Source organism: Nitrosomonas sp. (assembly GCF_020852615.1).
Lineage (GTDB): Bacteria > Pseudomonadota > Gammaproteobacteria > Burkholderiales > Nitrosomonadaceae > Nitrosomonas.
This window is the reverse complement of record NZ_JADZAJ010000020.1, coordinates 21729-46067: the sequence shown is the minus strand read 5'-3', so window position 1 is coordinate 46067 and position 24339 is coordinate 21729. Positions and strand designations below refer to the sequence as shown.

Here is a 24339-nt window from a genome sequence, read left to right as displayed (position 1 = left end):
AGCATGTCCGCTATCACAGCATACTATTTTGATGAACTGCTCAATAATCTCTGGCAAAAACTCCGACTGAATGATCCATGTTATCCAGTGCTATTCCAGCCCCTCGCACAACACAGGTAAGCGGGTCATCTGCAATAACCACTGACAACCCCGTTTCCTCCATCAGGAGGCGATCAATACCATGCAGCAAGGCACCGCCACCTGTCATGACCATACCCATTTCTGCAATATCGGATCCGAGTTCGGGCGGCGTTTGCTCCAAAGCTGTTTTAACTGCGCTGACAATGCTATTCAATGATTCGGCCAGCGCTTCAAGGACTTCATTACTGGAAATCGTGAAGCTGCGTGGAATACCTTCTGCCAGGTTGCGCCCCTTCACTTCTATTTCACGGACTTCTGATCCCGGATAAGCTGACCCAATTTCTGATTTAATAATTTCTGCTGTTACTTCACCAATCATGATGCCGTAATTACGGCGGATATAATTGATGATTGCCTCATCAAACCTGTCACCACCAACCCGTACTGAATTGGAATAAACAACTCCTCCAAGTGAAATCACTGCAACCTCGGTTGTACCCCCGCCAATATCCACCACCATGCAGCCGGTGGGTGTTTCAACAGGCAAATCGGCGCCAAGCGCAGCGGCCATAGGTTCTTCAATCAGCTCAACCTTGCGTGCACCTGCTCCATACGCAGCTTCCCGGATAGCACGTCGCTCTACCTGGGTTGAACCACAGGGGACCGAAATAACGATACGTGGGTTCGCAGAAAATAAACGAGGGGGGTGCGCTTTCCGAATGAACTGCTTGAGCATTTGCTCGGTTATGGTGAAGTCGGCAATAACGCCATCCTTCATTGGCCGGATTGCCGTAATGTTTCCCGGAGTTCGCCCCAGCATCTGTTTTGCGGCCAGCCCAACCTGCTGAATCATACGTTTACCGCCCGGCCCGCCTTCATGGCGTATAGCAACTACCGAGGGTTCATTCAGCACAATGCCATGACCGCGGACGTAGATCAGCGTATTGGCTGTGCCCAAATCAACCGCCATATCTGTCGAAAAATAGTTACCCGGGAAATTATTGCTCAGGAAGTTAAACATAATGAAGTTATCCAGTATGGCAGACCAAATAGTTTGTACGCAAAGCAGAGATTTATGGTTCCGTTTATCAGACAGACGCCGCAGATGTATAAAAATATGCGTTTAACAGGTGTGCATGATACTCTACTCGCAGCCTTGGTATAAACAGAAAGCTACTAATATGACATTATCACTAAGCGATATCAAACGTGTTGCAAAACTCGCCCGCATTGAAATCAATGAAATGGAAGCACAACAGAATCTGGCTCAGCTGTCAGGAATTTTTAATTTAATTGAACAGATGCAAGCCGTTGACACCCGTGGAATCCAGCCAATGAGTCACTCCCGGGATATGGTGCAAAGGCTGCGCGAGGATGAGATTACCGAGTCTGATCAGCACACCCTGTTTCAATCAATCGCTCCTCAGGTTGAGGATGGCTACTACCTGGTCCCCAAGGTAATCGAATAAAATACAGACTGCGAAACCCCAGTCGCTATCTTGACCCGTTTCTCCACTTATTTATTTTTTAACTCATCCCACTGCACTGACAGACCATGTTAAATGCCAGCCTCAGGCAGCTTTCCCTGTTGCTCTCGGAAAAGAAAATATCCAGCACAGAGCTCACCCATGAATTTCTGACCCGCATCAAGGTACTTAATCCTGATCTCAATGCCTTTATTACGACTGATGAGGAAAAAAGTCTGAATCAGGCCAGGCTTGCTGATGAGATGATTGCCACGGGACGTTCCACTCCGCTTACAGGAATTCCTGTAGCACAAAAAGATATTTTTTGTGCTACAGGATGGCTAACTACCTGTGGGTCAAAAATGCTTTCAAATTTTGTTTCTCCCTATGATGCAACTGTAGTGGCGCGCCTGGATCGGGCGGGGATGGTAAATCTTGGCAAAACCAACATGGATGAATTTGCCATGGGCTCCAGCAACGAAACATCCCATTATGGTCCGGTAAAAAACCCCTGGGACAGACGGGCCGTTCCCGGAGGAAGCTCAGGGGGATCTGCCTGTGCGGTCGCAGCCAGACTGGCCCCGGCGGCAACCGGTTCAGACACGGGGGGCTCCATCCGTCAGCCCGCTGCTCTATGCGGAATTAGCGGAATCAAGCCTACCTATGGGCTGGTTTCCCGTTATGGCATGATTGCATTTGCCTCCAGCCTTGACCAGGGTGGCCCCATGGCCAAGTCAGCTGAAGACCTGTCCATATTACTCAACGCCATGGTCGGATTTGATGAACGGGATTCAACCAGCTTGCAACGGGAAAAAGAAGACTACACACGGGATCTGGAAAAACCGGCAGGCGGACTGCGCATCGGCTTACCCAGGGAATTTTTTGCAGAAGGAATGAGCAGCGACGTCTCCAGTGCCGTTGACGCCGCACTGGCAGAATATCGAAAATTAGGTGCAACATTCGTTGAAGTCTCCCTGCCAAACAGCAGACTGGCCGTCCCCGTCTATTATGTGCTCGCGCCGGCCGAGGCATCCAGCAATCTGTCGCGCTTTGATGGCGTACGTTATGGTTACCGTGCCGCTCAATACGACAATCTGGAAGAACTGTACGCAAAAACACGCGCTGAAGGTTTTGGAGAAGAGGTAAAGCGTCGCATCCTTATTGGGACTTACGTGTTATCTCACGGCTATTACGATGCCTATTATCTGCAGGCACAGAAATTACGCCGTCTGATTGCCGAAGATTTCACCAAAGCTTTTGAGCAGTGTGACCTGATTATGGGACCTACCTCGCCCACCGTAGCATTCAACATTGGTGAAAAATGCGGGGATCCCATCCAGATGTATCTGTCCGATATCTATACCAGTGCCGCCAGCCTGGCGGGGCTGCCGGGCATGTCAATACCGATTGGATTTGGCAATCAGAACAGGCCAGTGGGGCTGCATATCATTGGAAATTACTTCAGGGAAGCGCATATGCTTAATGTCGCCCACCGTTATCAGCAGGTAACAGACTGGCACAAGCTCACCCCACCGGAAAGCGGCAACTAAAACACCCGATCCACTCATTGTTTGTTTAACAGTAAGCGATTAAAAAAGGATTAGCAGATCATGCGATGGGAAACTGTAATCGGCCTTGAGATACACGTACAGTTATCAACCCGGTCCAAAATTTTTTCCGGCGCATCGGTAGCGTATGGCGCCCGACCAAATTCACAGGCCTGCGTTGTGGATATCGCCCTTCCCGGCGTTCTGCCGGTACTTAACCGTGGCGCTGTCGAACATGCAATCCGATTTGGCCTGGCAATCAACGCCACCATTAATTCCCCATCAATTTTTGCACGAAAAAACTATTTTTACCCTGATTTACCCAAGGGGTATCAGATCAGCCAGCTGGAACATCCGATCGTAGAAGGCGGGTGTATTACCATCCAGGCAGGGGAACAGGAAAAAACGATTCGACTGACTCGTGCCCATCTCGAAGAAGATGCCGGAAAATCCACACATGAAGAATTTCATGGCATGACGGGAATTGACCTGAATCGTGCCGGGACGGGCCTGCTCGAAATTGTCTCAGAGCCAGATATGCGCAGCAGTACCGAGGCCGTAGCCTATGCGCGAGCGTTACATTCACTGGTACGCTGGATCGGTATATGTGATGGCAATATGCAGGAAGGATCATTCCGCTGTGATGCCAATGTCTCCGTACGGCCATCAGATTCGGAAACACTCGGAACCCGTTGCGAAATCAAAAATCTCAATTCGTTCCGCTTTCTTGAGCGAGCCATCGATTATGAAGTGGCCAGACAAATCGATATTCTGGAAAATGGCGGTAACATCACCCAGGAAACCCGCCTGTATGATGCCGATCAGGATGAAACCCGCACCATGCGCAGCAAAGAAGATGCACATGATTATCGCTATTTTCCAGACCCTGACCTGTTACCAGTCATTATTCCCCGGGAATGGATCGATCAGCTCGGTGAGAAGTTGCCGGAGCTGCCGGAAGCCAGGCGCGACCGTTATATTCGGGATTTTGGTTTATCGGCCTATGATGCCAATATACTGACCGCAACGCGCGAGCTGGCTGATTACTTTGAGCAGGCAGTCAGGCTGCTCCCCGAGCAAAGTAAACTCTGTGCCAACTGGATTATGGGCGATGTCAGTGCAAGGCTGAACAAGGAAGGACTTGAGATTTCTCAGTGCCCGGTCAGCCCGGCACAATTAGCCGGGTTATTGCTGCGCATCACTGACAATACCATTTCAGGAAAAATCGCCAAGGACGTGTTTGATAGCATGTGGCAAGGAAAGGGTGACAGCGCGGATACAATCATCGATGCCAGAAATCTCAGACAGGTGTCGGATAACACCGAAATTGAAAAATGGGTAGATGATGTAATTGCTGCCAATCCACAACAGGTAGCCGATTATCGGGCCGGTAAAGAAAAAGCTTTCAACTCCCTGGTTGGCCAGGTAATGAAAACGTCAAAAGGCAAAGCCAACCCTGCTCAGGTTAATGCGGCACTAAAAAAACGTCTGGTGATATAAATTGTAAAGCGTAGCGTGCCAGGCAGGCACCAGATAGATCAGGGGAAAAGAAAAGACCGGTTGACGACCACCAAAAAACGGTTGTGTATGCGCCCTGCTGCAAAATAACTAACCTGAATCAACGATTCAGACTCGATTTAATTTTACAGACAACCTTGCAGCAAATCGAGCCTGAACTTCCGGAAAAAAGTATCGCCTGTACTTATTTAGGCAGAGCGTTACATTTATCAATAAACGCCTGGCGCTGTGCTTCATTATTTTTGTAGTAATCCAGTGCTCTTTCCATTCCTCTTCCGGCACAGTTTTCCGAAGATACTTCAGGAGGTCCGCTGCAACCGATTAAAGCGGTACTAAGGCCCAGAATACAAATGATGTAATATTTAAAGTTCATTTACGTTTCCTCTATAAAAATCCGCTAAAACCTGACGCTCGCGCCACAGTTGTTGTCGGTCGGGTTAACTTACCCAAACTTCGAAATTCCGGGTAGGCATAAAAATTTCATTCACCCGGAACTACCAGACAGCCACAGCTGGTGACTAATCGGCACAACCATTCTACCCGACTTCCTGTAATTTGAGATTGTTTCCTGCCCTCCTGTGCAGAGGTTCCTTAAATCTGTCGAAGTGGTAACGTAACAGGGAAGAGCTATTTTGAAAATTCATTCCTGGAGAAATTCATAAATAACTGGCTTTTAACATCGGTATAACAGCAAACAGAGCCTAAAGCCCCATTTGCTGTCCATTACCGCAATTATTTCACTGTGCCGTAATACTGATTTTCTTGGGTTGTACCGCTTCCCGCTTGGGAATCGTAATAACCAGCACCCCATCTTTTGTAACAGCTGAAATCGCACCCAGATCCGCAGTATCCGGCAAGCTGAAACGGCGATAGAAAGAACCGTGAGTTCGTTCTATCCGCTTGTAGCCTTCTTTTTCAGTTCTTGCTTCGGTTTGTTTTTCTCCCTTGATTGTGAGCACGCCATTTTCCGTTGATACATCGATTGCTTCGGGCTTTACCCCGGGTAAATCAGCATGCAGCACAAATTTGTCACTTTCTTCCTTGATATCAACTGCCGGAGCCCATTCAGCAATGGCCGAAGAACCCCCAGCAGCCATATCATCACGGGCCCGCTCCAGTTCACGTTGCAGTTGTGTCAGTAACCCCCATGGTTCATATCGCGTAATTGCCATAACAACCTCCATACAATCGCTACTATTTACAAGACAGGTATCCTGTCTATTACAAACAGTACACCTGAACACTTTCTGCTGCCGGTTTCCCTGCAGCTTCGGTGTCAATATAAGTACACCGTTTGTTTTTTCAAGGGAATAAAAACAGTAAAAATCCGGAATAAAAAAGGAAGTAATACCGCTTTATGAGGATAATACCGGCGCAGCACAGCCAGGAATCCATTCAAAAACACCAGCAGCGAACCACCTTAAACCATGAATATCGCCTCCAATAACGGCATCATTACGGACCAGAATGCCAACTGCTAAGCCTGGGATAAGAACCAGCCGGTTACATGTACTGCGTATCTATGCTCACCCAAGGGTGCTGGGCATGCTGCTGCTGGGTTTTTCTGCCGGACTGCCGATGCTGCTGGTACTCGGCACATTGTCGTTCTGGTTGCGTGAAGCAGGTATTGATCGGGCAACCATCGGCCATTTGAGCTGGGTGGGTCTGGCCTATGGTTTCAAGTGGGCTTGGGCACCGCTGGTGGATCGGATGCCGTTGCCGTTACTCACCCGCTGGCTGGGGCGTCGCCGTGCCTGGCTGTTTTTGTCACAGATTCTGATTGGGGGGGCGCTGATCGGTATGGCCAATACTGATCCGGCCGGGGATTTGTCACGTATGGTGGTTTTTGCGCTGATCGTGGCGTTTGCTTCCGCTGCCCAGGATATCGCGCTGGATGCTTACCGGATCGAAGCCGTTGCCTTGCGACTGCAGGGAGCAATGGCAGCCACGTATCAGGCAGGCTACCGGCTGGCAATGATTCTGGCTTCGGCTGGTGTACTGTGGATTGCAGCAATGTTTGATGCTTCGCCGGGTGAATACAGCGCCTCATCCTGGCAAATAGCCTATTGGTGCATGGCTGGCTGTATGCTGGTTGGTGTTGTAACGACGTTAATGATACGGGAACCTGATGTACCGGCAGATCAGCCCGCTATTAGAGACACAAAACAACCGGCCGGCTCACATTCTGAAAGATTATCCGCACAATTAACCACCTGGCTGCATGACGCAGCAGTTGCGCCGTTCCAGGATTTTTTCCGGCGTTATGGCTATCACGCACTGCTGATCCTGATGCTGATCGCTGTATACCGGATTTCGGATGTCGTCATGGGCATCATGAGCAACCCGTTTTATGTGGATATGGGCTACACCAAGGACGAAGTGGCCACCATTTCCAAAGTGTACGGTGTGATCATGACCATTCTGGGAGCAGCCACCGGTGGTGTTCTGATTGCCAGAATCGGTGTTATCCGTACCTTGTTTCTGGGAGCAGCATTATCAGCCGCAACCAATCTGCTGTTCGTATGGCTGGCCGGCCGGGGACATGATATCGGCGGGCTGATCTTCACTATCTCCGCTGATAATCTTGCAGCCGGTATCGCCTCCTCCGCTTTTGTTGCCTATCTTTCAGGACTGACGCACACCGCCTATTCTGCCACGCAATATGCACTCTTCAGCTCCATCATGCTGCTGCTGCCAAAATTTATTGCCGGATTTAGTGGTGAGTTTGTTGATACTTACGGCTATGCCACATTTTTTACCGGCACCGCCCTGCTGGGTATACCGGTACTGGTGCTGGTATGGAAGGTGGGGCGAATCAATTTTTCGAGATCGGCAGAAAAATCAAGCGAAATCTGATACCGGGGGCAGAACAAATAGTCGTGTCACCAGCCGTCATTTGATCGGCTTCCTGCCGGTATGCTGCTTCGGCCCGTCTTATGCGCTTACATCCGGTATTCCAGACCGGCAAAGAAAGAGCGGCTATCTCCCAGGAAGAACAAGGCCGAATTCGCTCCACCAAAGGCACCCACACCCGCGATGTCGGTTACGGAAACCGTCGCTGCATATTTCCGGTTAAAGTGATTGTAATTACTGCAGGGTATCCGTCATAAGGAGAGGAAAAGAGCATAACAATGTGGCAAATTACCGCGCGACAATCTGTCACATGTTCAACTTCATTTTTTTAATTTACATTTTGCAGATATTGACTGCCGGGAATAATTTTTATGCAATAAGCATACAAGTTAAAAACACAAACTGTTTTCAGGGTAGCCTGGCAAACGGCCTGTGTGGTAACGATGTGTTAATGATTCTGCCTGCGGTAACATCTATCCGGTTACTGTTATACACCAGTATGTTAATCAGCCGAAACAACCCGCCGTTCAGATACCGGAAAATCTGCCATCTGCTGATGCCGGTCATTTCCCTTCCATTTATATTAGCAAATGGTATTGTTTTCGAACCTGAACCCCTCCATCCCAGTCCCTGGCTAAGGTTCCGGACGCAACCGGCTATCAGTAAGGCTGCCTGACGATTTCCGCTGATAACTCTGCTTCCCTGATTCAACTGCTTTGCTTCAACCGGGAAAAACAGCATCACCGTATGGCACAGTGCCATACGGAAACACTGCTGGCTGCACGCCGGGGAGACAAGGGAGATTTTCATGCAGCAACCGGTTTCAATGGCCATGAATTCAGACAAAAGGACGGGCGGGAGTCCGGTTACGCAGCCATCCTGTTCCAGGGGTGTTTGTTATCACACCCGGCAAAATCAGGAGGAAATGGTCGAATCAGTATGGGGAATTTTTTTCTGATGGCCGCGCTTGCAGTGCTGGCTGGCCTTATTGGCCCGCATGACTGTTGAAAAATACCTGTTATCAACCAAGGATGAAAAATGAAAAACTTTGCTGATGTTCTTTCTAATTACCTGCAGCACGTTCGCTGTTTCCAGGCCGCAGCGGCGATGGCAATATTTTTCTCTGCGCAGGTTTATGCACAGGAAACTGGAGAAACCGGACCTGCATCTTTATTACTGCACGCTGCACGAGTTTTTGATGGAAATGAAATGCGCAGTGGTTTGTCGGTACTGGTGAAAGACGGACGTATTGCGAGAATCGGGCCACGTCATTCATTCAAAACGGGCGAGGCATCCGCTGACATTGATCTGGGTGAGGCAACCCTGTTGCCGGGGTTTATCGAATTACATGCCCATCTGGCCTTCCAGAAAGTACCGGCAGACATCGTGTTGAAGCATGGGGTGACTACCCTGCGGGATGTGGGCGGGCCTGTTCATCCACCTTATGGTGGAGAGGGCAGTTTACGTGTGCTCACTTCCGGCCGGATCATTACTGCACCACATGGATATCCGATCGTTACCATGGGTGCCCTGGATCTGGCAATTCCCGTTGCCAGCGAAGCTGAGGCGCGAGAAGCCGTGCGTCACCTGGTTGGTGAGGGTGCAGTGATCATCAAGATTGCGCTCGAACCCGGCAGTGAAGCAGGTGCCCCCTGGTCTTCTCACCATGATCATACGCACCACGATGCAGCGCATACTGCACCAGCTGACTCTCATCATCATGCCCATGCTGCTTCACATGATCAGTCGGCATGGCCCATGTTGCCGGAATCTATTGTCAAGGCTGTTGTCGATGAAGCACACCGGCATCAGCGTAAGGTATCAGCCCATGTGGCGGAGCCATCAGGTGTGCAGGTGGCATTGAATGCGGGGGTCGATGAATGGGCGCATATGCCTTGTAACCCGATTCCTGAGCCGTTGCTGAAACAGGCCAGAGCACAGAATGTCACGATTATCGGTACACTCGATACCCTCTCAAAATGTGGCGGGATTGCGCACAACACAACAACCTGGGCCGAACTTGGCGGTGAACTACTGTACGGTACGGAAATTGCCCACCCCGATATTCCCTGGGGGATCGATGCGCAAGAGCTGATGTATCTGATGCACCTGGGGAAGATGACGTTGCCAGATGCCCTGGGAGCAGCAACAGCGAAAGCTGGCCGGTATCTCGGTATTCCCCTGCTGGGGACGATACAGCCCGGTGCACCGGCCGATCTGATCGCAATCCGGGGTAACCCCGAGCAGCAGCTGAAGCGGCTGGAGTATCCTGATCTGGTCATTTCCGGCGGACAGGTTGTCGTTAATCACTTTGGATCACTGCAGTAGCGTGTTTCGAACAAGTTATCCGTTACACGCATTACCTTTGCTGCGGGAAGATTAATCAGGGATATGGCTGATACGGTAAAATGCCAAGATGCCAAAAAGATTGGGGGAAAAAGACACTTTCCCATCGTTGTTCGTTACTCGCCTTTCCAGAATATTGACCCGGTGCTGCTGACAAAGCTGCTCAAAATCGTGCAAAGTGCAAAGATGTACATTGGGTGTGTCGTACCACTGATACGGCAGATTTGATGAAACAGGCATATTCCCGCAAGCCACCTGTATACGGTTTTTCCAGTAGCCAAAATTGGGAAAGGAGACGATACCTTCCTTGCCGACACGCAATATCTCCCGAATAATGTATTCGGTATTTCTCATCGCCTGCAATGTCTGGGAAAGGATCACGTAATCGAAGGATTCATCCTCAAATCCGGACAGACCGGCCTCAAGGTCATTCTGGATGACATTAACTCCGTTTTTCATACAGGCCAGTATATTGTCGGCATCAATTTCCACACCGTAGCCTCGTATATCCAGTTTATCTTCAAGGTAGCGCAACAATATTCCGTCACCGCAACCCAGATCAAGCACACTGGAACCCGGCCTGATCCAGGCCGCAAAGGTGGCAAAATCCGGACGCAGCGTCAGTACCGGTCTGCCGGCTTCAGTTGTCATCATGTTCAGATAATCCGTTAACAGGTAATCAGCTAAATAGCGATATTGTTCATGTAGGCACGCACCAGCTGGTGATAGTAATCATCCTGCATGAGAAAGGAATCATGTCCGTAAGCGGACGGGATTTCCGCATAACTGACATTCAGCTTGTTATCGAGCAGCGCTTTAACAATATCGCGCGAACGCTCCGGTGAAAAACGCCAGTCGGAAGTAAAGGAAAGCACCAGAAAATCCGCCTGCGCCCGGGCAAAAGCAGCACTCAGATTGCCATCGTAATCCAGTGACGGGTCAAAATAATCCAGTGCTTTCGTCATCAGCAGATAAGTATTGGCATCGAACAGATCGGCAAACTTGTCACCCTGGTGGTGCAGATAGGATTCAATCTGGAATTCCACATCGTAGTTGAATGCAAGGGCACCGTTACGCAGCTCGCGACCAAATTTGCTGGCCATGGAATCATCCGACAGATACGTGATGTGACCGAGCATGCGGGCAAGGCGCAGCCCTCTGCGCGGATACGTACCATGGGAATAGTAATCTCCTCCGTGAAAATCAGGGTCGGTCAGAATCGCCTGCCGCGCGACATCATTGAAAGCGATATTCTGTGCGGTCAATCTGGCGGCTGCGGCCACCACTATTGCATGGCGGACTCTTTCCGGCGCATCCAGCGCCAGTTGCATGGCTGACATACCGCCCAGGCTGCCGCCCATAACCGCAGCAAAACGGTCGATACCAAACTGATCGGCAAAACGGATATAGGTTTTTGCCCAGTCACTCGTCGTTACCAGCGGAAAATCCTGGCCATAGCGCTTTCCGGTTCTGTCATTGATACTGACAGGCCCGGTGGAGCCGTGGCAACCACCCAGATTATTGATACCAATGACAAAAAATTTACGGGTATCAACCGGCTTGCCCGGGCCGATCATATTGTTCCACCACCCTGTATTCTTGGGGTTGTCTGCATAAACGCCAGCCACATGATGGTTACCGGACAAGGCATGACAGATCAGCACGGCATTGGATCGCTCCGCATTCAGCTCACCATAGGTTTCATAGACAAGCTCATAGTTATCCAGTACAGCACCGCTTCTCAAACTGAGCGGAGTATCAAAATGGGCGCGTCGTGCCGAAACTATGCCGATTGAGTCAAAATCTTGCGTAGCCATTTGGGAATGGTAAATGTCGAGGTGTGAAGTGAGTGCCCATTGTATCCAATCCTGTCGGATTGAGGGAAAAGCGAATCAGCTGTTGAGCTTTTGCACCAGTTCCTGAATTTTTTCCGGCTCATCCGCCTTGAGGATTTTTTGTGTCAGACGGGTAATATCCGGCAAATGACTACCGAGAATCTCGCGCTTCACGGTTAGCAGTTGTGTCGGATACATGGAAAACTGTCGCAACCCCATCCCGAGCAGCAAACGTGTGTATTTTGAATCCCCCGCCATTTCTCCGCAGACAGAAACCGGGACACCGGCTTTCCCGGCGCTCTGGATAATTTGCGCCAGCAGGCGAAGGATAGCCGGATGCAGCGGATCAAACAAATGAGCAACGGCCTCATCCGTACGGTCAATTGCCAGAGTGTACTGAATAAGGTCATTGGTACCAATGGACAAAAAATCCAGCCTGCGCATGAACAATTCAAGACTGAGCGCAGCAGCCGGAATCTCCACCATACATCCTACCTTGATGTGTTCATCGAAAGACCGGTTTTCATCACGCAGACTTTGTTTGGCAAACTCGATCATCTGCAGTGTCTGATCGACCTCTCTGCTGCTGGACAGCATCGGAATCAGGATCCGGGTTTTGCCCGGTACGGAAGCACGTAAAATAGCGCGCAGCTGCACCATAAACATGCCGGGTTCAGCCAGACTCATGCGAATTGCACGTAACCCAAGGGCCGGGTTGAGTGTCGTACGATAAGCACTGCGCAGATTCTTATCTGCACCCAGATCAAATGTACGGATCACGACCGGCTGTCCGCGCATACCATTTACAACAGTGGAATAGGCCTCAAACTGCTCTTCCTCCCCTGGCAGGTCATCCCGGTTGAGAAACAGAAACTCACTGCGAAACAGGCCGATTCCCATGGCACCGTATTCTCTCGCCTGTTCAACCTCCTGCGGCAGCTCGATATTGGCCAGTAACTCTACCGCTGCACCATCGAGTGTGATCGCTTTTACCGAACGAATACGCCAGAGTTTGCGTTTTTCCAGTTCAAGCTGGCTTTGCTTCAGGCGGTACTCAGCGAGAATATATTTATCCGGATTGACAATAACGATGCCGTGGTTACCGTCCACGATCAGGTTGTCATTTTCGTAGATCAGCTGCTGGGCGTGTTGCATCGCCACGATCGAAGGAATGTTGAGGCTGCGCGCAACGATGGCGGTATGTGACGTTGGCCCGCCCATGTCGGTCAGAAAAGCGGAGAACTGATGCTGCTTGTATTGCATGACGTCAGCCGGGCTGAGGTCGTGTGCCACCAGAATACTGGAGCCATCGTGCTTCAATGGTGGCGGTGTGTAGCCAGGGTGTCCGAGCAGCACTTTCAATACCCGTTCAACCACTTGAGCAACATCAGTCTTACGTTCGCGCAGATAGGCATCCTCTATCTCTTCAAAACGGGAAATCAGCACCTCCATCTGCTGCGTAATCGCCCATTCTGCGTTGCATTGCGCCTGCTCAATCATTTCCAGTGCCGCCTGGGAGAGCATGGGGTCATCCAGAATCATTTGATGCAGTTCCAGAAAAACCAGAAACTCAGCCAAGCCGGAACCCTGTCCATCCGCTATTTTCAGTGCCTCCAGCTCTCGCCGCACAATGGAAAGCGCATTGCGCAACCGCGCCTGTTCGGCTTCAATCCGGTTTTTCGGCAGCAGGTAATGAGGAACATTCAGCACTGCTGATGAGGCCAGGTGAGCGTGCCCTATCGCAATACCATCAGAGACACCGACGCCATAAAGGATGAAACTCATTCCCCTTCCCCGAAATAATCATTGATCAGTGCTTTCAGTGCCTCCATAGCCTGAACTTCATCGGGACCGGAAACCTCCAGATCAACAACCGTGCCTTTACTGGCAGCAAGCGTCATGACACCCATAATACTTTTTGCATTTACCCGGCGGCCGCTGCGTGTCAGCCAGACCTCACTCTCAAATTCACCCGCCAGTTTTGTCAATTTGGCTGAGGCACGCGCATGCAGGCCCAGCTTGTTACGGATGGTCAGTGATTCAGTTTGCATTATCCTAAAAACCTCAGTTGGACGGACAGGAGTGTGCCTTTCTCCGAGTGCCGGATAAGGCGCAATAACACGAAATGATCTTTCCTTTCAAGGAGTTGCAACAACAGACTGCACCCGGAAAAAGGTGTAATCCCGCTCGTAGCAAACTCACCAGAGAGATGAATACGAAAATGGAAATAAAGTTGAAAATTGTCATGATGTTAAGGCAACAAACAAGCAGTCAACCGGGGTTTTTAGGGTTATTGTTTTCCGGAGGCAGCTGCATAATATTTTCCCGACCACCGGCCAGGGCTTTATCAATCAACTGTGGCAAAGGCAGGTGCCGGTATTGCACAGCACGCAGCAACATGGGCAGATTCAGCCCGGACAGGCATTCGATATGTCCGCTGCGGATCAGCCTGCGCGCAATATTAGCCGGTGTCGCCCCAAACACATCCGTCAGAATCAGAACACCACTCCCCTGATCCAGCTGTTTAAGTGTTACCTGCAATCCGGCAGCTTCAACATCCGGATCTGCCACAGGAGAAACCACATGATTAACCAGCAGCGGAGGACGTTCCCCCAGAACATGTACGACGCAATCAATCAGACTGGCGCCTGACTGCTCATGACTGATGACCAGAATGCCGATCATTTTGTAATTCACCCGCCCGTTTACCCAAAATAAACCCGGATTTTATCACTCACTCCCGCTTACCGAATTCTGATCACGCCTGTTCCGCTGCCGAATATCAAACGGCAGATCTACAAGAGCTAAAGTTGCCACGACAATCGTCGTTAAACCGTAGTACCTCTGAAAAATATCGGTTTTATTCATGAAAACAGAGATGACTGAAACAAACAGCAAAGGTTTTACCCTGGTTGAACTGATGATTACCATCAGCATTGCCTCCATCCTGCTCGCTGTGGCGGTGCCGGATTATCAGTCGATCATGCGGGAATCACGCCTGACCACACAGGCAAACGAACTGATGACTTCACTGCATTACGCCCGTTCCGAAGCCGTAAAGCGCGGTATCAGGGTCACCATCTGCAAAAGCTCGGATAGCGCATCCTGTACCAATGGAAGCAACTGGCAGGATGGCTGGCTGATTTTCAGTGACACAGGCACTGCCGGATCTGTCGATGGTACAGATGAAATATTGCGGGTCTTTCCAAAAATGACAGGCAGCACACTGAATGGCGGGTCAAATTTCGGCAACTGGGTTTCCTATCTGCCCAGTGGACGCAGTCAGGGAAACGGCAACCTGCCTAACGGGATGTTCGGCCTGTGCAATCAGGCAAACGGACGCAACATCATCATCAATACTTCCGGTCGTCCCAGAGTGGAGAAAGTATCGTCATGCTGAACATTCATCAAAAATCTTCAGGAAACATACCGGCGATGCATGCCCAGACGGGTGCCGGCATGATCGAAGTACTGGTGGCTATCATTATTCTGTCCGTCGGATTGCTCGGACTGGCAAAGCTCCAGGCAACCGGACTGGCACATAACCAGAGCGCCGGTTTTCGCTCCACCGCTTCCATGATGGCTTACAACATTCTGGACAGTATGCGTGCCAATCGGACTGAGGCGGGTGCAGGCAGCTATAACCACTCACTGGAAGATGCGGCACCAGCCGGGGATACTCTTCCCGAGCAGGATATAAGCAACTGGCTCAATGAACTTGCCTTGCGATTGCCAGAAGGCACGGGAGGCATTGCAGTTGATGCCAATAACAAAGTAACCGTTCTGATTCAATGGGACGACAGTCGCGGTGCGGTGGCTGCGCAGCAGTTCATCATGACAACCCGGCTGTAAACAGGCGGTGAGATAAGAAATATGCAAATAAACCCAAAATCTGTATGGAATCAGCAGGGATTAACCCTGGTGGAAATGATGATTGCCATGACCATCGGACTGGTACTGCTCGGTGGGGTAATGACTGTGCTGACTTCCAGCAAGAGTACTTACCGCGTCAATGAGGCAATGGCCAGGATACAGGAAAATGCGCGTTACGCTTTTCAGATCCTGTCGCGCGATATTCGCATGGCAGGGTATCAGGGCTGTGTAGGTGACGGGATCACGGTAGCCAATATCCTTGGCAGCAAATCGGATTTCTTGTGGCGATTACATCAGCCTCTGGAAGGATTCGAGGCAACCGGCGCAACTGACTGGACACCCGGATTACCCGGAGACATTCTATCTCCGCAGGGTGACCGGGATATTCTCGTCGTACGCGGGGTTGAAAATACCAATACCAGCGTACTCTCACACTCATCAGAACCCGCCGATCTTGGTGTATCCCCCGGTAGCGGACTGCAGACAGACGATACTGTACTGGTAAGTAACTGCCAGGGAGCGGTTATCTTCCAGGTGACAGACGTCAGCACTTCACCAGGCCAGGACACAATCAAACATGACGCCGGCGGGAGTGCCCCCGGCAATTCTTCAGCATCGCTGGGTCGGGTATTTACCGGAGGAGAAATAGGACGGATCAGCACAAAGGTCTATTACATCCGGGTAAATCCTCGCGGGATTTCCTCTCTTTACCGGAGAAACGGGAATCTGGCTGCTGACGAACTGGTTGAGGGCATAGAGAACATGCAGATTCAGTATGGTGAGGATACCAACGGGGACAGGGCTGTAGATAGTTACCGCACAGCGAATCTGGTGGCGGACTGGGAGAATGTTGTCAGTGTACGTATCGATCTGCTGGTGCAATCCGTGGAAGACGGGATTACCGGTCAGCCGCAAACCTATACCTTCAATGGTGTAAGCGTGACACCAGCGGATCGTCGACTGCGCCAGACATTTTCCACTGTAATTTCGCTGCGTAACCGCAGTGCTTAATGGTGCTTTCTCAAGAATAGAAAACATGGATATGAATTTTTCAGCAGACCCCGGCCGCGACAAAGAATCATTCTTTAAACCTCGGCAGACTGTACCTGCGGATGTTCATCACATTTCATTCACAGTAAAAATCCAGCTGCTTCACAATAATTCAAACGGATCATCACGGGCCGCACCACGCACCTGGTCCAACTGCTCCGATCATCATCGCAATTGGCACAGCAGCGGAATGATCCAGCGCTTTTACATCCGGCTGTCCGGATTGCTTCACGCCACGGGTATCCGCAATGACAACGGTTATGCCACTGCCAGACAGCAAGGGTCTGTACTGATAACCGGCCTGATCTTTCTGGTAATCCTGACGTTACTTGGGACAACTGCCTTGCGGGGCACGCTGCTGGAAGAAAAAATGGCCGGCAATCTGCGCGATGAAACACTTGCCTTCCAGGCGGCAGAAGCGGCCCTGCGCTCGGGTGAAATATTCCTGGAGCAGGTCACCATTCCTGAATTTAATGGCTCGGACGGGTTATATCACCACGCAGACTCCCCTGCACCTGATCCCGTTAACTGGGCAGGCTGGGGAACCATCGGCAGAGTAACAGCCGATATCGATATGGATGGCGTGGCCAGCCAGCCTCGCTACATTATCGAACAGCTTCCCAGCATTCCATCGGAAGGGAAAAGTGGCAGTGCACAGCAGTCCGGCACATCACTGAACGCAAGCATGTTCCGCATCATTGCCCGTGGCGTGGGAGGGAATGAAGCAACGGCCATTCTGCTGCAAAGTACCTACCGAAGATAAATAAATCACAGAGCTGGAACTCAAGGAGCCTGAAGTGAAAATCAACCATATTCTGGCAGGGATTGGAGGGGCGGTATTATCACTTGCCCTGACGCCCTCACCCGCCTGGTCAGCAACCACCCTGTCTGATGTGCCCCTGTTTCTGACATCCCCGGTACATCCCAACATTATTTTTACACTGGATGATTCCGGTTCGATGCAGTTTGAAATCATGCCGGAAGAGCTGATTACAAATAGTGTGTATTTCGTTTACCCCAGAGCGGATGGTGTGTATGGGGGGAGCAGTGATTACACTAACAAGGTTGTCGGTTTCGATTCTAATAACTGGCGTACAACCTCTTTACGCTCCAGCCATGTTAACAGGATCTACTATGACCCGACCGTGCGCTATCTGCCATGGAGCAAAGCCGATGGGACACTGATGGATAATGCCAGCATTACCTGTGCCCCGCACAACCCGTTCAACACTGCCAAAGGCTGCCGCGATCTGACCGTGAATGATACTAAAAAAGTGGATTGGCTTAAGGATAATGGCACGACGACGAATAAAAACCAAACCTTTTATCCGGCAGTTTATTTTCACTACAACGGCAGTGGTGCAACTGATTCAGCTGCCAGTTACACGCAGGTTGAAATCAAACCGGAAAATGCCCCCTTTAACGGCGGAGAAAATCGCACTGATTGTGCAGCTGCACCAATCTGTACTTATGCAGAAGAAATCCAGAATTTCGCCAACTGGTACACCTATTACCGTTCCCGTGTTCTGCTGGCGCGCGCCGGTGTCGGCCGTGCGTTTGCGGCACAGGGCAACAACATGCGTGTCGCATTTGGCGCAATTAACCAGGGAAGCGCACCACTTGACGGAAAATCTACGGCAACACTGATTACCGGTGTCCGACAGTTTGACGGAGCAGACAAGGCTGATTTCTTCGATAAACTTTACGGGCGCACCATTCCGGCACAGGGCACGCCACTGCGCACTGCTACAAAAGGTGTGGGGGAATACCTGAAACGTGCCGATGACAAGGGCCCCTGGAGCAGCAAGCCGGGGACAGGTGGAGCCGACAGCTCTCAACCGGTCTGCCGGCAGAACTATCATATCCTGATGACCGATGGCTACTGGAATGATTCATCCTCTCCCAATACAGGCAATTCGGATGGGACAGCCGGCAGCAATATCACGAACCATTTTCCCAATGTATCGCCAGGATCTTTCAAATACACTCCGGCACTGCCATACCAGGACGGCTACAGTAATACCCTGGCCGATGTGGCGATGGAATACTGGAAAACCGATCTGCGCACTGATCTGGACAACAAGGTACCCACCAACGCCAGGGATCCGGCTTTCTGGCAACATATGGTGAATTTTACGATTGGGCTGGGCGTCGAGGGAACACTGACCAGTTTACCGGGCAGCGCGGGCGGGCCGGCCGGCTGGCCGGACCCAACGGCGGCAGACGCGGCAAAGATTGATGACCTCTGGCACGCTGCAGTCAACAGTCGGGGAGAATTTTTCAGTGCGCAGGATCCGGCTGCTTTTACCAGCGGGCTAAGCAGTGCACTCAACAATATGACTGCCAGAATCAGCTCTGCTGCTGCAGTAACCACCAATACCAGCCGGCTTAATACCGGTGCACGGATTTACCAGGCAAAGTTCAACAGCGCTGACTGGAGCGGGCAGCTGCTGGCGTTCAATCTGGAATCCGATGCGTCACTGGGAACATTGCAGTGGGAAGCTTCCGCGCAAATACCCAATCCTGCTGACCGGAAAATTTTTACGCACAACGGCACAAATGTGCTGGCATTTACTGCCGCCAGCTTTGCTTCGTTTTCTGCTGCGCAGAAAACAGCGCTGAATACGGACATATCCGGGGTGAATGACGGGAAAGGAGCCGATCGTGTCAAATGGCTGCGCGGCGACAAAACAACTGAAATAGAACAGGGTGGCGCTTTCCGCAACCGCAATAACGGGGTACTGGGTGACATCGTCAACTCGGATCTGCTGCATATCAAATCGCTGGATTTCAGCTACGATTCCCTGCCAGGCGGAACACCGGGTCAGACAACCTACCATGTTTACCGGCAAACGAATAACAGCCGCATATCGGCACTTTATACCGGAGCAAATGACGGCATGCTGCATGCTTTCAATGCCGATACCGGAAAGGAGCTGTTTGCTTATGTTCCGGCTGCCATTTATTCCGGGTTAAGCCGGCTGACTGCGCCCGGTTACACACACCGCTATCTGGTTGATGGTAATGCCTACGCCGGGGATGCCTACATTGGCGCAACACCTGCCTGGAAAACAGTGTTGCTGGGAACATTGGGGGGAGGTGGAAAAAGTGTATTTGCACTGGATATTACCGATCCGGCGAATTTTTCCGCATCAGATGTACTGTGGGAATTCACTGACACCGATCTCGGTTATGTTCACGGCCAGGCAAAAATTGCACGATTGAATGATGGCTCCTGGGCAGCCATTATCGGTAACGGCTACAACAGCACCAGCGATAAAGCGTACCTGCTGATTGTTGATCTGCAGACTGGTGCACTCATCAGAAAAATCCCGACAAGCCCAGGTACCGGCAATGGCCTTTCCACTCCGGCGCTGGTGGATACCAACGACGATAAAATTATTGATCTCGTTTATGCGGGTGATTTACAGGGAAATGTGTGGAAGTTTGATCTATCACAACCGGATGCTGCCCAGTGGGATGTAGCATACAAATCCAGCGGTACCAGGTTGCCACTCTTTACCGCCAGAAATGGCAGTAATCAGGTACAGCCGATTACTTCGCCACTGGAAGTGGGCTATCACAAACAGGACGGATACATGATTTTCTTTGGTACGGGTCAGTTTGTGGCTTCCGGTGATGTTACCGACAACAGGACACAGAGTCTCTATGGTATCTGGGACAAAAACAACGGCAGCAGCAGCCGGGTTCCGGAAACAGATCGCAGCGTGCTGCAACAGCAAACCATTACGGCTGAAACGGTCGTCCCGCCTTTTGAGCGTACCGTGTCCGGCAATCCGGTCGACTGGCTGACCAAACGCGGCTGGTATATCGATCTGTTGCAGCCCCCGGCGGCAACCAAGCAGGGTGAACGCTCGGTTATTATGCCTATGCTGAATTTTGGACGGATCATTTTCACTACACTGATTCCTTCCACAGATGCCTGTGAAGCAGGCGGCCGCAACTGGCTGATGCTGCTGGATGCCGCGACTGGCGGGATGATATCCACACCGCAGTTTGATACCAATCATGACGGCAAACTGGACAGTAACGACCGGATTATCGCCGCAGTAGGCTCCGACGGCATTCGCAGTGAATCAGTTGCCATTAGCGCGGGTAGTGTGACACACCTGATTGCTGCGACCACGACCGGTGCAGTTGAGAATGTAACAATCAAAAATGGGGAAGGGCCACCACGCCGGTCCTGGAAACAGATACAGTAAACAGGAGGATCCGTTAAATGAATCTGACTCGAATCCATGCAGGAAATCGCGGGTTTACGCTGATCGAGACGATGATTGTGGTAGCAATTGTTGGTATTCTGGCTTCCATTGCTTATCCATCCTATCAGGAGCATGTGCGCCGCTCCAACCGTACTGAAGCCAGGGGCATCCTGCTGGAAATGACGCAGCTGCTGGAACGCAATTACACCGAAGCCAACCGCTACGACAAGACCGGTAGCGGTAGTGATTTCACGCTACCGGTTACGCAGTCACCCAGAACGGGGACGGCAAAATACACCATTCGGTTTGCAGCAGGCCCAACACAAAATACCTATACGCTGGAGGCGGTACCGGCAGGCTCTATGGCAAACGATACTTGCGGCACATTAACATTGACACACACAGGGGTCAGAGGAGCGGATGGCGATGTCACCGAATGCTGGCGCTGATCATCAGGCTGCACCCGACCGGGTGCGGTGACTCTCTGTCAGGTTTTCAATACGCAGGTCAATATCGACTTTTGCCCACACTCCGATTTCATTATTCAGCAAAGTGTCGGTGAGCGGATTGCGTTCAAGCCATGCCTGCGGGATATGTAACAGGCAGTGTTTCCCGTTCAGGGACAACACCATATCGGGCAAATTGACATGTGTCCGGCTGCGATAAAAAATTGCGGCAATCCGCAGCGCAACTGAACGGACAAGGTTGACGGGCTGGCTGAGAAAATCCCGGGTTTTGGCAAGTGAGCCATGATGCGAAAGCACCAGCTGGCTCAACTGAAACTGTTCCATCCTGGAAAATCCGGGAATATCCGCATTTTCCAGAATATACGCTGAATGTTTGTGATAGCCGGTATGTGCTACTGAAATCCCGATTTCATGTAAGCGTGCGGCCCATGAAAGCATTTTCAGTGCATCTTCCACTTTTTCCTGATCGGGACTGCCGGCCAGAAGCTGTTTGCCGAGCATCACCGCAAGAGATTCGATTCGGGCAGCCTGAACCGGGTCGATCCGGTAGCGCTGCATAAATTCCTGCACAGAGATTTCACGTACATCTTCCTTGTGAAAGCGTCCCAGCATGTCGCAGAGCACGCCTTCACGCAGCGCACCGCTGGCAATCGCCATACGATCCATGTTCAGCTCGGTAAAAACTGCCGACATGATGGCAAATCCGCCTGCAATGATTGCCCTGCGGGCAGGGTTCAACCCTTCAATTTCCAGCTTCCTGATATCGCCCGCCCTGAGCAGGAAGTCGCGCAATTTTTCCAGTCCTGCGAGGGTAATGATTTCCTCGTTATTGCCATCGTTATAACCATTGCGGGCAAGGATATGCGCCAGTGCACGAGCCGTTCCGGAGGAGCCGTAAGCCTTTTGCCAGTGTGACGGGGAAAATTCGGCTGCAATGGCCTGTATTTCGGTACGCGCAGCCAGTTCAGCGCGTTTCAGGGATCCTTTGGTGATTTTTCCATCAGAAAAAAAATGCCGGCTGTGGCTGATACAGCCCATGGGCAGACTTTCCAGCTTGCTGGACTTCAGCTGGCTGCCAATAATCAGCTCGGTAGAACCACCGCCAATATCAACAACGAGCAAAGCATCATCGGAGGAAGGCAGGCTGTGCACAACACCGAGATAGATAAGCCGCGCCTCTTCATGTCCGGCAATGATTTCAATCGGGAAACCCAGCGCGCTTTCGGCCTTGCGAAGAAAATCTGCCGCATTACGGGCAACGCGCAGCGAGTTCGTTCCCACTGCCCTGACTGCATGATGCGGAAATCCGCGCAAGCGCTGACCAAACCGCTCCAGACAGGCCAGCGCACGGCTTTGTGATGCTTCATCCAGAAGCTGATCTTCAGATAATCCTGCTGCAAGCTGTACCGTTTCCTTCAGGTTGTCCAGCAGATAAAGCTGCCTTTCCGCCACTCTGGCGACTTGCAGGTGAAAACTGTTGGAACCCAGATCGACTGCTGCGAGTGTGGAATATTCGTGCATGTTTCCAGTATGGCTCCGGGTAGATTACTTCCCTACTTCGCGCTCAATCTCATCAGCTGAAACATGGCGAACATCCTTGCCCTTAACCATATAGACCACATACTCCGACATGTTTTTGGCATGATCGCCAATACGCTCGACAGCCTTGGCAGCAAACAGTATCTCAATCGCTGTCGATATTTTACGTGGATCCTCCATCATGAATGTGACCAGGTGCCGGATAATCGAGCGGAATTCCTCATCCACTTCCTCATCCTGCCTGACAATTTCCGCTGAAGCATTTGGATCCACTCGAGCAAAGGCATCAAGCGCCTTGCGCAACATATCCATAGCGATCGCTGCAATATGCCGTATTTCAACAAAGCGCGGCATGTGCATCCGGTCTGCAGCGTAGATCAGTTTGGCCATACGGGCAATTTTGGCAGCCTCGTCACCGATTCTTTCCAGATCCGTAATCGTGTTGATGACGGTCATGATCATGCGCAGATCAATCGCCGTTGGCTGCCTGCGGACAATAATCTGGGAACAGAGCTCGTCAATCTTGACTTCCATGGCATTAACGCGATGATCATTATCAATGACCTGTTCAATCATGGCCTCATTACCTTCAGTCAAAGCCTCAATCGCGTTTTTGATCTGTTCTTCCACCAATCCCCCCATTTGCAGGACACGGGTACGGATTTCTTCAAGATCAGCATCAAATTTTTTGGAGAAATGTTCTTTATTGGGCATGTTTGCATCCTGGGAAGAAGTAATCGCGTCATCCTATACATCTATCATGATGGTCTGATGACAGGCTGAATAACTGCCGGAAAGCTGCAGGGCCAGTCGACACTCTGCCGGAACAAGGCAGAATACCGACCTTTTATTGACCTTTTTTATAGCGTAATGGTTTCCACCCCCTGATCCGTACCCATCAGCAGCACGTTGGCTCCCCGTCTGGCAAACAGGCCGTTTGTCACCACTCCGGTAATCTGGTTGAGTGTCGTTTCCAGCTCAACCGGGTTCATGATATTCAGGTTATGAACATCGAGAATAATGTTGCCGTTGTCAGTAGTCACGCCTTGCCGCCAGGCAGGTTGCCCGCCCAGCAGGGTAATTTCCCGGGCGACATAGCTGCGGGCCATCGGGATCACTTCCACCGGCAGTGGAAATTTTCCCAATACGCCGACCAGCTTGCTCCGGTCAGCGATGCAGATAAATTTTTGCGCGACGGCCGCCACGATTTTTTCACGTGTTAACGCACCGCCACCGCCTTTAATCATATGCATATTCCGGGTGATTTCATCCGCACCATCGATATACACCGGGATTTCGCTGACGGAATTGAGATCCAGTACCTCGATACCGTGCTGCTTCAGACGATTTGCAGTCACCTCGGAGCTGGCTACGGCACCCTCAATCCTGTGCTTGATCCTGGCCAGTTCGTCGATAAAAAAATTGGCGGTCGACCCTGTTCCGATGCCGATAATTTCACCTACCGGCACATACTGCAGCGCTGCTTGTGCTACTGCCCGTTTCTGCTCGTCTTGTGTCATGATGGTTTTAATAGTTAGTTC

23 protein-coding genes are annotated in these 24339 nt (G+C 51.1%); 12 read left to right on the top strand and 11 right to left on the bottom strand.

Going from position 1 to position 24339, the window contains the following annotated elements:
• Positions 1-40 precede the first annotated feature (40 nt).
• A complete protein-coding gene (locus IT527_RS04305) occupies positions 41-1102 on the bottom strand; it encodes a rod shape-determining protein (RefSeq protein WP_292967032.1) in 1062 nt (353 codons plus the stop codon).
• Positions 1103-1262: 160 nt separating this feature from the next.
• On the opposite strand from IT527_RS04305, the gene gatC reads away from it, so the two are divergent.
• From gatC to gatB, 3 genes are all read left to right on the top strand, one after another.
• On the top strand, positions 1263-1550 hold the full coding sequence (gatC, locus tag IT527_RS04300; RefSeq protein ID WP_292967029.1) for an Asp-tRNA(Asn)/Glu-tRNA(Gln) amidotransferase subunit GatC: 288 nt from the start codon (positions 1263-1265) through the stop codon (positions 1548-1550).
• An 86-nt stretch (positions 1551-1636) separates the two neighbouring features.
• Positions 1637-3097, top strand: coding sequence for an Asp-tRNA(Asn)/Glu-tRNA(Gln) amidotransferase subunit GatA (gene gatA / locus IT527_RS04295; protein WP_292967026.1), 1461 nt, complete (start codon positions 1637-1639; stop codon positions 3095-3097).
• Between the two features lie 60 nt (positions 3098-3157).
• Complete coding sequence (gene gatB, locus IT527_RS04290; RefSeq protein ID WP_292967023.1) at positions 3158-4594, top strand: Asp-tRNA(Asn)/Glu-tRNA(Gln) amidotransferase subunit GatB; 1437 nt, start codon at positions 3158-3160, stop codon at positions 4592-4594.
• Between the two features lie 202 nt (positions 4595-4796).
• On the opposite strand, the gene trbK is transcribed toward gatB, so the two are convergent.
• The gene (gene trbK, locus IT527_RS04285) at positions 4797-4985 is read right to left on the bottom strand and encodes an entry exclusion lipoprotein TrbK (protein WP_292967021.1); all 189 of its coding nucleotides are present in this window, start codon (positions 4983-4985) and stop codon (positions 4797-4799) included.
• Between the two features lie 364 nt (positions 4986-5349).
• The gene (locus tag IT527_RS04280; protein ID WP_292967019.1) at positions 5350-5784 is read right to left on the bottom strand and encodes an Hsp20/alpha crystallin family protein; all 435 of its coding nucleotides are present in this window, start codon (positions 5782-5784) and stop codon (positions 5350-5352) included.
• A 295-nt stretch (positions 5785-6079) separates the two neighbouring features.
• Between IT527_RS04280 and IT527_RS04275 the strand changes: the two genes are divergently transcribed.
• The 3 genes from IT527_RS04275 (at position 6080) to IT527_RS04265 (ending at position 9793) form a co-directional block, all read left to right on the top strand.
• Positions 6080-7468 (top strand): MFS transporter, encoded by a 1389-nt coding sequence (locus IT527_RS04275; protein ID WP_292967017.1) that lies wholly within the window; start codon positions 6080-6082, stop codon positions 7466-7468.
• Between the two features lie 744 nt (positions 7469-8212).
• A complete protein-coding gene (locus IT527_RS04270; protein ID WP_292967014.1) occupies positions 8213-8473 on the top strand; it encodes a hypothetical protein in 261 nt (86 codons plus the stop codon).
• Between the two features lie 30 nt (positions 8474-8503).
• Positions 8504-9793, top strand: coding sequence for an amidohydrolase family protein (locus tag IT527_RS04265; RefSeq protein WP_292967011.1), 1290 nt, complete (start codon positions 8504-8506; stop codon positions 9791-9793).
• A 51-nt stretch (positions 9794-9844) separates the two neighbouring features.
• Here the strand turns inward: IT527_RS04265 and metW are convergent, their stop codons facing one another.
• The 5 genes from metW to IT527_RS04240 all read right to left on the bottom strand — a co-directional run bounded on the left by metW (position 9845) and on the right by IT527_RS04240 (position 14331).
• Complete coding sequence (metW, locus tag IT527_RS04260; protein ID WP_292967009.1) at positions 9845-10465, bottom strand: methionine biosynthesis protein MetW; 621 nt, start codon at positions 10463-10465, stop codon at positions 9845-9847.
• 29 nt (positions 10466-10494) lie between these two features.
• Positions 10495-11628 (bottom strand): homoserine O-acetyltransferase, encoded by a 1134-nt coding sequence (locus IT527_RS04255; RefSeq protein WP_292967007.1) that lies wholly within the window; start codon positions 11626-11628, stop codon positions 10495-10497.
• Positions 11629-11703: 75 nt separating this feature from the next.
• A complete protein-coding gene (gene ptsP, locus IT527_RS04250) occupies positions 11704-13431 on the bottom strand; it encodes a phosphoenolpyruvate--protein phosphotransferase (protein ID WP_292967004.1) in 1728 nt (575 codons plus the stop codon).
• Entirely contained in the window at positions 13428-13697 is a 270-nt protein-coding gene (locus IT527_RS04245; RefSeq protein ID WP_292967002.1) for an HPr family phosphocarrier protein, read from the bottom strand. The genes ptsP and IT527_RS04245 overlap by 4 nt, the downstream gene beginning before the upstream one ends.
• Positions 13698-13917: 220 nt before the next feature.
• Positions 13918-14331, bottom strand: a complete 414-nt coding sequence (locus IT527_RS04240; RefSeq protein WP_292967000.1) for a PTS fructose transporter subunit IIA — start codon at positions 14329-14331, stop codon at positions 13918-13920.
• Between the two features lie 193 nt (positions 14332-14524).
• On the opposite strand from IT527_RS04240, the gene IT527_RS04235 reads away from it, so the two are divergent.
• The 6 genes from IT527_RS04235 (at position 14525) to IT527_RS04210 (ending at position 21241) form a co-directional block, all read left to right on the top strand.
• Positions 14525-15046 (top strand): GspH/FimT family pseudopilin, encoded by a 522-nt coding sequence (locus IT527_RS04235; RefSeq protein WP_292966998.1) that lies wholly within the window; start codon positions 14525-14527, stop codon positions 15044-15046.
• Positions 15047-15081: 35 nt separating this feature from the next.
• Positions 15082-15498 (top strand): type IV pilus modification protein PilV, encoded by a 417-nt coding sequence (gene pilV / locus IT527_RS04230; RefSeq protein WP_292966995.1) that lies wholly within the window; start codon positions 15082-15084, stop codon positions 15496-15498.
• 21 nt (positions 15499-15519) lie between these two features.
• Positions 15520-16530, top strand: a complete 1011-nt coding sequence (locus IT527_RS04225; RefSeq protein ID WP_292966992.1) for a PilW family protein — start codon at positions 15520-15522, stop codon at positions 16528-16530.
• Between the two features lie 229 nt (positions 16531-16759).
• A complete protein-coding gene (locus IT527_RS04220; RefSeq protein ID WP_292966990.1) occupies positions 16760-17332 on the top strand; it encodes a PilX N-terminal domain-containing pilus assembly protein in 573 nt (190 codons plus the stop codon).
• A 34-nt stretch (positions 17333-17366) separates the two neighbouring features.
• A complete protein-coding gene (locus IT527_RS04215) occupies positions 17367-20792 on the top strand; it encodes a PilC/PilY family type IV pilus protein (RefSeq protein WP_292966988.1) in 3426 nt (1141 codons plus the stop codon).
• 17 nt (positions 20793-20809) lie between these two features.
• On the top strand, positions 20810-21241 hold the full coding sequence (locus IT527_RS04210) for a type IV pilin protein (RefSeq protein ID WP_292966985.1): 432 nt from the start codon (positions 20810-20812) through the stop codon (positions 21239-21241).
• A 3-nt stretch (positions 21242-21244) separates the two neighbouring features.
• On the opposite strand, the gene ppx is transcribed toward IT527_RS04210, so the two are convergent.
• The 3 genes from ppx to rpiA form a co-directional block, all read right to left on the bottom strand.
• The gene (ppx, locus tag IT527_RS04205; protein ID WP_292966982.1) at positions 21245-22780 is read right to left on the bottom strand and encodes an exopolyphosphatase; all 1536 of its coding nucleotides are present in this window, start codon (positions 22778-22780) and stop codon (positions 21245-21247) included.
• Positions 22781-22804: 24 nt separating this feature from the next.
• Positions 22805-23512: a phosphate signaling complex protein PhoU gene (gene phoU, locus IT527_RS04200; RefSeq protein WP_292966980.1), complete on the bottom strand. Its 708-nt coding sequence runs from the start codon at positions 23510-23512 to the stop codon at positions 22805-22807.
• Positions 23513-23658: 146 nt separating this feature from the next.
• Positions 23659-24318 (bottom strand): ribose-5-phosphate isomerase RpiA, encoded by a 660-nt coding sequence (gene rpiA, locus IT527_RS04195; protein WP_292966978.1) that lies wholly within the window; start codon positions 24316-24318, stop codon positions 23659-23661.
• Positions 24319-24339: the final 21 nt, after the last annotated feature.

What these genes read in the sequence shown, in the direction of transcription:
- IT527_RS04305 (WP_292967032.1), bottom strand. Translation starts at nt 1,102, where the DNA reads ATGTTTAACTTCCTGAGCAATAATTTCCCGGGTAACTATTTTTCGACA.
- gatC (WP_292967029.1), top strand. Translation starts at nt 1,263, where the DNA reads ATGACATTATCACTAAGCGATATCAAACGTGTTGCAAAACTCGCCCGC.
- gatA (WP_292967026.1), top strand. Translation starts at nt 1,637, where the DNA reads ATGTTAAATGCCAGCCTCAGGCAGCTTTCCCTGTTGCTCTCGGAAAAG.
- gatB (WP_292967023.1), top strand. Translation starts at nt 3,158, where the DNA reads ATGCGATGGGAAACTGTAATCGGCCTTGAGATACACGTACAGTTATCA.
- trbK (WP_292967021.1), bottom strand. Translation starts at nt 4,985, where the DNA reads ATGAACTTTAAATATTACATCATTTGTATTCTGGGCCTTAGTACCGCT.
- IT527_RS04280 (WP_292967019.1), bottom strand. Translation starts at nt 5,784, where the DNA reads ATGGCAATTACGCGATATGAACCATGGGGGTTACTGACACAACTGCAA.
- IT527_RS04275 (WP_292967017.1), top strand. Translation starts at nt 6,080, where the DNA reads ATGCCAACTGCTAAGCCTGGGATAAGAACCAGCCGGTTACATGTACTG.
- IT527_RS04270 (WP_292967014.1), top strand. Translation starts at nt 8,213, where the DNA reads ATGGCACAGTGCCATACGGAAACACTGCTGGCTGCACGCCGGGGAGAC.
- IT527_RS04265 (WP_292967011.1), top strand. Translation starts at nt 8,504, where the DNA reads ATGAAAAACTTTGCTGATGTTCTTTCTAATTACCTGCAGCACGTTCGC.
- metW (WP_292967009.1), bottom strand. Translation starts at nt 10,465, where the DNA reads ATGATGACAACTGAAGCCGGCAGACCGGTACTGACGCTGCGTCCGGAT.
- IT527_RS04255 (WP_292967007.1), bottom strand. Translation starts at nt 11,628, where the DNA reads ATGGCTACGCAAGATTTTGACTCAATCGGCATAGTTTCGGCACGACGC.
- ptsP (WP_292967004.1), bottom strand. Translation starts at nt 13,431, where the DNA reads ATGAGTTTCATCCTTTATGGCGTCGGTGTCTCTGATGGTATTGCGATA.
- IT527_RS04245 (WP_292967002.1), bottom strand. Translation starts at nt 13,697, where the DNA reads ATGCAAACTGAATCACTGACCATCCGTAACAAGCTGGGCCTGCATGCG.
- IT527_RS04240 (WP_292967000.1), bottom strand. Translation starts at nt 14,331, where the DNA reads ATGATCGGCATTCTGGTCATCAGTCATGAGCAGTCAGGCGCCAGTCTG.
- IT527_RS04235 (WP_292966998.1), top strand. Translation starts at nt 14,525, where the DNA reads ATGACTGAAACAAACAGCAAAGGTTTTACCCTGGTTGAACTGATGATT.
- pilV (WP_292966995.1), top strand. Translation starts at nt 15,082, where the DNA reads ATGCATGCCCAGACGGGTGCCGGCATGATCGAAGTACTGGTGGCTATC.
- IT527_RS04225 (WP_292966992.1), top strand. Translation starts at nt 15,520, where the DNA reads ATGCAAATAAACCCAAAATCTGTATGGAATCAGCAGGGATTAACCCTG.
- IT527_RS04220 (WP_292966990.1), top strand. Translation starts at nt 16,760, where the DNA reads ATGATCCAGCGCTTTTACATCCGGCTGTCCGGATTGCTTCACGCCACG.
- IT527_RS04210 (WP_292966985.1), top strand. Translation starts at nt 20,810, where the DNA reads ATGAATCTGACTCGAATCCATGCAGGAAATCGCGGGTTTACGCTGATC.
- ppx (WP_292966982.1), bottom strand. Translation starts at nt 22,780, where the DNA reads ATGCACGAATATTCCACACTCGCAGCAGTCGATCTGGGTTCCAACAGT.
- phoU (WP_292966980.1), bottom strand. Translation starts at nt 23,512, where the DNA reads ATGCCCAATAAAGAACATTTCTCCAAAAAATTTGATGCTGATCTTGAA.
- rpiA (WP_292966978.1), bottom strand. Translation starts at nt 24,318, where the DNA reads ATGACACAAGACGAGCAGAAACGGGCAGTAGCACAAGCAGCGCTGCAG.